The sequence below is a fragment of the Pseudoalteromonas aurantia genome, from assembly GCF_005886875.1.
In the GTDB taxonomy this organism is placed as follows: Bacteria; Pseudomonadota; Gammaproteobacteria; order Enterobacterales; family Alteromonadaceae; genus Pseudoalteromonas; species Pseudoalteromonas aurantia_A.
In genome coordinates this window covers 55,100-65,110 of sequence record NZ_PNBY01000015.1, presented here as the reverse complement: position 1 = coordinate 65,110, position 10,011 = coordinate 55,100, and the positions used below count along the sequence as shown (strand labels likewise).

Below are 10,011 nucleotides of genomic sequence, written 5' to 3'. Positions count from 1 at the left end.
ATCTGATCGGCATTAAGCTAATGCTGGCTTTTTGAAACAAATTCGCTATTAACGCGGTAGGCTTGGGAATGCTACCTCAGCCATGTCACGCATGACACGAACTACCTGACAGCTATATCCAAATTCATTATCGTACCATACATACAGTACTGCGCGATCGCCATCAACAATCGTTGCTTGTGAATCAACAACACCCGCATAACGGCTACCAACTAAATCCGTCGATACAATCTCAGTTGACGAGGTATAATCAATTTGATCTCGTAAGTCAGAGTAAAGTGACGTATCACGTAAATAGCCATTTAGCTCTTCACGATCTGTCTCTGAGTTTAGGTTTAGGTTAATAATTGCCATTGATACATTTGGCGTTGGTACACGAATAGCGTTGCCTGTTAACTTACCAGCAAGTTCTGGTAATGCTTTAGCAACTGCTTTCGCAGCACCGGTCTCCGTGATCACCATGTTCAATGCCGCACTACGACCACGACGCTCAGCTTTATGGTAGTTATCAATGAGGTTTTGGTCATTTGTATAAGAATGTACAGTTTCTACATGACCATTCTTAATACCAAACTTATCATTGATTGCCTTCAATACTGGCGTAATCGCATTCGTTGTACAGCTTGCTGCTGAAACAATCTTGTCTTCTGATGCAATATCGTCGTTATTTACGCCGTATACCACATTCTTGATTTCCCCTTTTGCAGGAGCGGTTAGTAGTACTTTGGCAGCACCTGTTGACTTAAGGTGTAAACCTAAACCATCTTCATCTTTCCAAATACCGGTGTTATCTACGATTAGTGCATTCTCAATACCGTACTCAGTGTAATCTACTTCATCAGGAGAGTTAGCATAGATAATTTGGATATAGTTACCATTCGCTTTAATGGCTTTTTTCTCGTGGTCTACTGTGATAGAACCGTTAAATGGACCATGAATTGAATCACGACGCAACAAACTTGCACGTTTTTCTAAGTCGCCATCGCGGCCACCACGAACTACGATTGCACGAAGGCGTAAATCAGCGTGAGAGCCGCCACGTTCTATCAGTAAGCGCGCTAATAAACGACCAATGCGGCCAAAACCATACAACACAACATCACGAGGTTGTTGGCCATCGCCTTTATTTAATAATTCAGAAAGTTCAGCATTAAGGTATTCTTCAATCGAACGGCCTTCACCTGCATTTTTGTAGATATATGCATAGGCTAATTTGCCCAGGTCAATACGTGCCGGTGCGAGATCCATTTTGCTGATTGCTTCTAAGAATGGGAAACTTTCACGTAGACGTAATTTGCTTTCTTCAAAGCGTGCCACTGTTTTATGTGCTTTAATTACATCAATAACACTGGTATTTACAAGAGGGCGACCATAGATGGCGATTTCGATGCCTGAATTACGATATAAGCGACCAATAATTGGCTGCATGTTCTCTGCGTAATCTTGGCGTTCTTGCCAGCTATTTTGATATTCTTGCTCGTGAGATAAGGTCATTTTTTTCTGCCTAATAAACAATTTTTTGAACGGATAGCCCTTCTGGGCATCGGTATTCTAATTTAAACTGCTATGATTCTCCACTGTTACCGAACAAATCATTGCGTTAAAATGATAAGTATAAGAAGAAAGAGAGAAATTGAAATGGTATTAAGACAGGCCCTTGTCTTATCAGCATTGTTACTTACCGGGTGCGATGAATCGCTCACACTTAGTCGTGTTTGCACTGAAACCCCTGGATTTTGTACCGATTTAAATAAGGACAGTCACTGTAAAGAGCAGCGTGCAAACGTGGCCATTGCACGTTACATCGAATACAAAGATCCCACTGATGATAACGTCTACGAATTACTCAAGCTGTTTGAAACATACAATGAATGTGTGTCTTTAGCAGCAAAGATCGAACATATTAAACTCAAAGACAAAACCACATCTCGCGTGGAGGGGCATCTCACCAGTTTAAAAGAGATGAATAGAATATATCAAGACACCGTCAATACAACACATCCGGGTTTATTGTATTATCAATGGTCGAGAAATAATAACCAGACCGCGATGAATAAATTGCTACAAATGCAAGACTCACCAAAGGTCACATCAGATCCAGAAATTCAATTATTTTTGGCGTCTTACTATGCAAAGTTTGATGATGAGAAGACAATTAATTTACTCTATCGCGTACTTGAGCTCAATAAAGAAGGCCATATGCCCGACATAGAAGTCTATACCACTTTAACAAGTCTGTTTTATAAACATAAAAAGTATAAACACGCGTATATTTTTTCTAAAGTGGCGCAACTATCTGGTTTTGAAGATATCGATTCATTTCCGGTTACCCAACAGCTGACTGGCCGTGGGCAGTCTCTGGGACCGCTTGATGATTTAGCATCACAAACTTTTGCCGATATTCAAGCTGGGTCATTTGTCTCCCCTCGCGAATTTTAACGCGCTACCATTTAGACATTAAAAAAGAGCAATCATCATTATGATTGCTCTTTACAATTAACTTTAAGTCAGAAAGTTAACTATATCTACATTTTACCTTTTAACTCATCTGTTACGGTGGCGAGACCTACCTGGGAAATACGGCCCGTAATTTCTTTTTGCTTGGCACTTAATAACGAAATACCTTCAGCTACCATGTCATATACTTTCCAAGCACCATCTTTACCCTGTCTGAATTTAAAGTGCATATCAATATCTGGGCCTGATTGTTCCTTAATAAGTACTTTAACCGTGGCATAATCGCTGTCTTTACTTACCGGTAATTCTTCAAAAATGACTTGTTGCCCTTTATATTGCAGTAACGCAGCCGCATACGTGCTAATTAAGTAACTATCCACAGCATCGATAAACTCCACTGCTTGAGCACGTTTCAAACCCTTAATGTGTTTACCTAATAATTTAAAAGAGACAAATTTAACGTCTACATGAGGCATGAGCCGACTACGTACTATGTTCTTCATCGTACTGCTGTCTGCCTTACCATCTGCATTCACTAACTTAATATCAGTAAACATCTTATCACCAACTTGATTAATCAATTGGTAAGGGGTTTCTGTAGCAAAGCTAAAGGTAGAAAATAATAACACAAGCGCAGCAAATAATTTGTTCATACGTAACATCCTCAATGTTCAATAATGCTATGTTACGAAAAAACCTCATGCTAAAGAAGATACAATAAAGCACATACTTGATGCCATTTTGGCATCAATGAAATTGCATAAGTCGTAACATATTCCAGTAATGGGTATTTTATAAGAATTTAAGCATAATATATGTGAGAATTTGTAAAGATGATTGTATAAATGTGTCAGTGATGCACTAGTAAATATTACAGGTGTAGGCGAGCTTTCTGAAGGGATTAAAACACTTGGCCGTGTTTTGGTCATAAATAAAAACGCACAAATCGCTGTTGCCCGTTTTTACTATAAATTAAGCAACCTTAACAACCTGATAGAAGTGACTGTTGCCGTTAATGCGTGCTATTAATGCGTCATATATACTCACGGCATCAAAAGCAATTACCTCTTTCTCTGATAAACATAACTGCTCTTGCTGTAAATAATCCGTTAGGACGTTTCCCAGAAAAGACATACGTTGTTGTGCGCAAATACTTTTTGCAAGCCAAGCACCCGGCAAAGAAACGATGCCAATATTAGGTGCCTTTTTAAATAACAAAGTTTCATCAAGTGTCGCTAAACCAGAAACGCAACTGATCCGCCCACAAAACTGAAGAAACTCTAACAGCTTATTCGTATACTTGCCTGACATATCAATCACACCATGCACTGTATCGTACCCAAAATGCTTTTGTATTTTTTGCCCAATATCCGTTTCATTTTCATCCAGAACCAGCTCAGCGCCTAATTTTTTTAGTGCAGTTGTGCATTGTTTCGGTGAACTGGTGATCACTGTGAGTCCTTGCTGATAAGCCATTTGTACTGCTAACTGACCCACACAGGTATTGCCTGACTCAATAAAAATGGTATCACCTTCCTCCAATTGCAATTTATACAATGCAATGAGCGCGGTCATCCCTGGAGTAGGCAAGCTGGCAGCCAACGCAGGGTTTATATCAGCGGGTAGCACAGTGAGTGCAAAATTGGGAACCTTCACATATTCACTAAGCACCCCTTCGCTGGCAATATCATTGTGCCACATAACTCGCGCCCCAACTTCTGGGTGGCCCCCTTTTGGGCCGGCAACCACAACACCCACCGCATCTAAACCAAACACTCTTGGGTATTGCCAGCATGGGGTCCCTTGTTGAACAAATTTGGCGTCTAACCCTGTCAAACCAACGTACTCGATTTTAACAAGTACCTCTTGATCCGAAAGTTTTGGAACAGGGATGCAAGCATCAATCAATTTAAAATCGACACCTACTTCTGTTAACAAAACAGCTTTCATCTCATGTGGTAATTCAACCATAATTCTCTCAACTTTTACGTGTTATTCGATAGTTTAGGGCATCCCTGCCTAAGGTAACATAACCTGCACTATGTTAATTATTAGAACATTCAATCAAGATTGCTACAACCAAAAGTTCACTTACTGTTACAAATCTAAATAGTCTAATCTGCCTTCTTGACACTTTTACGATTCACCAGCATATAAAATACCGGCGTAAATAATAACCCAAATACCGTCACGCCAATCATACCAAAAAACACAGCAATCCCCATTGCATGACGCATTTCTGCGCCCGCCCCTGATGCCATCACTAATGGGATCACACCCGCAGTAAATGAAATCGACGTCATCAAAATAGGCCGTAATCGTAATCGACATGCCTCAATAATGGCCGACAGATGACTTTGCCCGTCATCATGTTGCTCTTTAGCGAATTCCACCATTAAGATTGCATTTTTACACGCTAATGCCACTAGTACAATTAAGGCTATTTGAGTAAAAATATTATTGTCTCCACCGACCCACCATACGCCTAATAATGCTGAAAATATTGTCATAGGTACAATCAGAATGATCGCCAATGGCAAACGTAAACTTTCATATTGGGCGGCTAACACCATAAACACCAACAACACAACCAATGGGAATATATACATCATGGTATTACCGGCTAATATTTGCTGATAAGTAACATCTGTCCATTCAAATCCCATACCTGTTGGAAGGTGCTTCGCTAAAATACGTTCCATCGCTTGCTGAGCTTGGTCTGAGCTATACCCCGCAGCTGGGCTGCCGTTTAGTTCAGCGCTTGGATAGCCGTTATAATGCATAACCCTATCAGGTCCCGTCGTCGGTGTTACGGTCAATACAGAACCAAGTGGTACCATATCACCATGCCCATTGCGTACTCTTAAATTTAAGATTTGTTTAGGGTCAAGACGGTGCTCAGCTTCAGCCTGAGCAGTTACCTGATACGTTCTACCAAACATATTAAAGTCATTAACGTATAACGACCCCATATATACTTGCAGCGCATCAAAGACTTCAGATAAAGGGATCCCTTGAATTAATGCCTGCTCACGGTCAATATCGATATCCATTTGTGGTACTTGGATTCTAAAGCTTGAAAATAGCCCCGTAAGCGCTGGATCTTTTCTCGCTTCATTCGTCACCGTGTTTAATGCAGCAAATAGCGCCTCAAATCCCTTATTATCACGGTCTTGTATTTGTACTTTAAAACCTCCGGTTGTTCCTAACCCCTGAATAGGCGGAGGTGGAAACACGGCAACAAACGCTTCATCTATCGCAGTAAACCGCTTATTTAACTCCATCGCAATCGCCATAGCAGATTGATTCGGATCAGTGCGCTCTTCAAAAGGCGCGAGAGGCGTAAAGACAATACCGGCATTGGGACTATTAGTGAAACCATTGACTGATAATCCAGGAAATGACACTGTATTTGCCACACCAGGCACCTGCAGCGCAATTTGTTCCATCTGCTTAACCACATTTTCAGTCCTATCTAAACTGGCTGCATCAGGCAATTGCGCAATAGCAACGAGGTACTGTTTGTCTTGAGCTGGAATAAAACCACCTGGCACCATATCAAATAACTTAACGGTTGAACCCAGTAACGCCACATATACCACCCCAATGACTAACGACATTCTGATCAGCTTTTTGACAAACTTCTCATAGCCTGCACTGCTTTTATCAAAAAACCGGTTAAACGGTTCAAATAGCCATTTGCCAAAGAGTTTGTTCAAGATACGCGTTAAAAAGTCAGGTTTACTGCCATGTGGTTTAAGTAACATGGCTGACAATGCCGGGGATAATGTCAATGAATTTATCGCAGAGATGATCGTTGAAATGGTAATTGTTAAAGCAAACTGCTTGTAAAACTGCCCTGATAGCCCTGTAATAAAGGCGGTAGGAATAAACACCGCACACAACACAAGCGCAATCGCAATAATTGGACCGGTGACCTCATTCATCGCTACTTTTGTTGCTTCGAACGGACTAGACCCTTTGGCAATATTACGCTCAACGTTTTCCACCACCACAATGGCATCATCTACCACAATACCGATGGCTAACACTAACCCAAACAATGACAAGGTATTGATAGATACACCTAACCACTGCATGACCGCAAACGTTCCTACAAGTGATACCGGCACGGCTATTAAAGGAATAATAGATGCACGCCATGTTTGTAAAAATAAAATCACAACCAATACAACTAACACCACCGCTTCTAATAGTGTCGTAATGACGGCATCAATTGAGCCACGCACAAATACGGTAGGATCATAAACAATATCGTATTCCACACCACTGGGGAATGACTCACTTAAGCGTGCCATCGTTGCGCGCACTTGATCAGATAATTCAATCGCATTCGAGCCCGGTCTTTGAAAAATTGGCATTGCGAGTGCTGGTTGGCCATTTAACATGGCACGCAATGCATACGAATTTTGACCAAGCTCTACTCGCGCAACATCTCTTAAACGAATAAGCGCACCATTATCACCGACTTTAATAACGACCTTATTAAATTCTTCAATACTGCCTAATCGGCCTTTAACATTTAATAGAACTTGAAATTGTGCCTCATTCGCTGATGGCTGCGCACCTAAACTACCCGCTGCAACTTGCTGATTTTGCACACGCAGTGCAGACACAACATCCATCGCAGTCAATTGGTTAGCCGCCAATGCATCTGGGTTTAACCATACTCGCATGGCATACTTACCACCACCAAATAACTGCACATCGCCCACCCCTGGTAAACGGGCTATTTGGTCTTTAACATACAAGTCTGCATAATTCGACAAGTAAGCCGTATCATGCGTATTTTCCGGTGAAAATAAATGCACCACCATTGTTAAATCAGGCGAGGCTTTTTCAGCAACCACACCCAGTCGCTGTACTTCTTGCGGTAATCGAGGTAAAGCACTGTTTATTCTGTTCTGTACTTGAACCTGCGCTCTATCAAGATCTGTTCCCAATGCAAAGGTAACCGTCAATGTCATACGGCCGTCACTTGTTGCCTGTGAAAACATATAAAGCATGTTTTCTGTGCCATTGATCTCTTGCTCTAATGGCGTTGCCACTGTTTCAGCAATAACCTTAGGGTTTGCACCCGGATAATTTGCCGTAACCACAACAGTCGGAGGCACAACTTCAGGGTATTCACTCACAGGGAGTTGGAACAAACTGATTGCACCTGCAATGAGTATGACCAACGATAACATGGCAGCAAAAATAGGCCGTTTAATAAAAAAGTGAGAAAAAGACATGCTATTCACCTTGCTGCATTGTGATCACAGGGACCGTATATTTTGTTGTATCAAGTACTAACAACTGCCCTTGTGTATCTATTTCAACCATTTTAGGTGCAATCGGCATCCCAGGTCCAACCCTAGCAGGCCCATTAACGGCTACTTTGTCGCCAACCGATAAACCAGATACAACACTTCGCAATGAGCCATAGCGTTCGCCCAACGTCACTAGCCTATACTGCAAAATATCATGCTCATCAGTGACCAATACAAACCTATTTTTAAGATCTGTACCAATTGACTTTTCAGGAATTAAAATTTGCGGCTTAGCCTCACTAGAAGCGAGACGAATACGAGTAAATGCGCCAGGTTTTAAGCTATTTTCAGCATCAAATACGGCACGCACTCTGAGTGTACCTGTCTGAGCATTAATGGTGTTGTCTATAAAGTCGATAGCTCCTTGATATGAAAACGTGGACTGGCCAGTGAGCTGCATTAGTACTTGCGTCTTTTTATCGCCACGAAGATCAGAAAACTTACGCTGCCACGTGCGCTCGTTAATATCAAAGTAAGCGTATAGATGAGAGTCAGAGACAATTTTAGTTAATTCACTTTGTCCTGCTTGAACGGTGTTTCCGGCCGTGATCTGCGCACGTGAAACAATGCCATTAATCGGTGCTTTAACCTCTGTAAAGTTTAAATCAAGTTGCGCGGCATCTAATTTTGCTTGCATTGCTAATACATCAGCTCGACGTTGTGCTAATACTGAACGGCGACTTTCGAGTTGCTCTTGTGCTATCGAATCGCTATTCGATAAACGTTCTGCTCGCTTAGACGCATTTTTAGCTTGCGCTAGTGCGGCATTCGCACTAGCTAATTGAGCAGTAAGCTCTGATACTTTTGCTTTAAAAGGTCGTTGATCCAAAATAAACAGAGTATCTCCCGCATTTACCTGCTGGCCTTCTTTAAAGTTTAATGACTCAACAACACCCGAAACCCTAGGACGTAAGTGTACTGTTTCTACAGCTTCTAACCGGCTGGTATAGGTAAACCATGATTGCACTGGGTAGCTCTGAACTTGTGCAACGTCAATGGGCTGCTTAAAAGCTTGCACTGCAGGTTGTTCACCTTGCGCTTGCAACTCTGTACAACCTGAGAGGTAAGCTAACCCTGCTAAAATTGATAGAACGATAAATGGTTTTTTCATTTTGGACCCCTTTCTCATAATACGGTACAGTGTAACTATGAGATAAGAGACAAAAAAGCATCGATTTTTAAATTCATTAGTGCCAAAATAACACCAATAACATTATATAGAGAAAAGAATGGATATTAGTACCCGTTTACTTATGTTTTTAGATGTCGTGGAACGCGGATCATTTGCCAAAGCGGCTCAAATCAGAAATATTGACCGATCAGTGATATCAAAACAAATTGGTAGACTGGAGGATGAACTGAGCGTACGCCTACTTAACAGAACAACCCGCTCATTTTCACTCACCGCCGCGGGTGCAGAAATGGTAAAAAAAGCACAAGAATTACGTAAATTACTGAGTGAAACTCAATTGTTAGCTGAGAACTACCACACAGAGCCCAAGGGGTTACTGCGTATTACCAGCTCCACCATTGTTGGGCGCCGCTATGTGCAGCCCGTTATAAATGAATTCCAAAAGCGCTTCCCACAAGTGGAAGTTGAGCTGCGCTTAGAAGATCGACTGGTCGACATTGTGGGTGAAGGGTTTGATTTGGCCTTTCGTGTTGGCGAACCAAAAGACTCCTCTTTAATTGCACGAAAAATCGCGAGAAATAGATTACTTATGCTTGCCACTCCGCAATTTTTGGCCACCTATGGCACACCTAAGTCAATTGATGAACTCACTAACATGCCGGCAGCAACGTATGCCAGTGATGGCTTGCGCTTTAATGGGGTAAGTTACTTCAATACCAGTGGCATCACCCAAGAAGTGCCCATTAAAAGTGTATTCCGCTCAAACGATGGAGAGCTCATCCTCCTTAAAGTACTTTCAGATACGGCTTTTTGTGTCGTGCCTGCATTTTTAGTCGACCAAGAGGTTAAACGCGGAGAATTGATCCCTTTTCTAACCGATGTAAAACTTATGGATTACAGTGCCATGTATGCCGTATACCCACACAGAGACTTACCCGTAAGAACACGGTTATTCTTTGACGCCATAAGAGAATACATTGGAAAAGATACCCCTATATGGGAAAATAACATTCCCAACTTTTCAAGCATGTATGGCTTTAAAGCCCCTACCGCCATACCACGCTTTTAGCGACAAAGTCTTAAAAAGTA

General features: G+C 41.7%; 7 protein-coding genes. 2 read left to right on the top strand and 5 right to left on the bottom strand.

Going from position 1 to position 10,011, the window contains the following annotated elements:
* Nucleotides 1–48: 48 nt before the first annotated feature.
* Entirely contained in the window at nucleotides 49–1,494 is a 1,446-nt protein-coding gene (locus CWC18_RS03640) for a glyceraldehyde-3-phosphate dehydrogenase (RefSeq protein ID WP_119861974.1), read from the bottom strand.
* Between the two features lie 144 nt (nucleotides 1,495–1,638).
* Here CWC18_RS03640 and CWC18_RS03635 point away from each other — a divergent pair, with 144 nt between their 5' ends.
* Complete coding sequence (locus CWC18_RS03635; protein WP_138592772.1) at nucleotides 1,639–2,439, top strand: DUF2989 domain-containing protein; 801 nt, start codon at nucleotides 1,639–1,641, stop codon at nucleotides 2,437–2,439.
* Nucleotides 2,440–2,525: 86 nt separating this feature from the next.
* On the opposite strand, the gene CWC18_RS03630 is transcribed toward CWC18_RS03635, so the two are convergent.
* From CWC18_RS03630 to CWC18_RS03615, 4 genes are all read right to left on the bottom strand, one after another.
* Nucleotides 2,526–3,110, bottom strand: a complete 585-nt coding sequence (locus CWC18_RS03630; protein ID WP_138592771.1) for an MlaC/ttg2D family ABC transporter substrate-binding protein — start codon at nucleotides 3,108–3,110, stop codon at nucleotides 2,526–2,528.
* A 319-nt stretch (nucleotides 3,111–3,429) separates the two neighbouring features.
* On the bottom strand, nucleotides 3,430–4,428 hold the full coding sequence (locus tag CWC18_RS03625; protein WP_138592770.1) for a zinc-binding dehydrogenase: 999 nt from the start codon (nucleotides 4,426–4,428) through the stop codon (nucleotides 3,430–3,432).
* Between the two features lie 143 nt (nucleotides 4,429–4,571).
* On the bottom strand, nucleotides 4,572–7,712 hold the full coding sequence (locus CWC18_RS03620) for an efflux RND transporter permease subunit (protein WP_138674726.1): 3,141 nt from the start codon (nucleotides 7,710–7,712) through the stop codon (nucleotides 4,572–4,574).
* 1 nt (nucleotide 7,713) lies between these two features.
* Entirely contained in the window at nucleotides 7,714–8,901 is a 1,188-nt protein-coding gene (locus tag CWC18_RS03615; RefSeq protein WP_138592768.1) for an efflux RND transporter periplasmic adaptor subunit, read from the bottom strand.
* Nucleotides 8,902–9,019: 118 nt separating this feature from the next.
* Here CWC18_RS03615 and CWC18_RS03610 point away from each other — a divergent pair, with 118 nt between their 5' ends.
* Complete coding sequence (locus CWC18_RS03610) at nucleotides 9,020–9,991, top strand: LysR family transcriptional regulator (protein WP_138592767.1); 972 nt, start codon at nucleotides 9,020–9,022, stop codon at nucleotides 9,989–9,991.
* Nucleotides 9,992–10,011 lie beyond the last annotated feature (20 nt).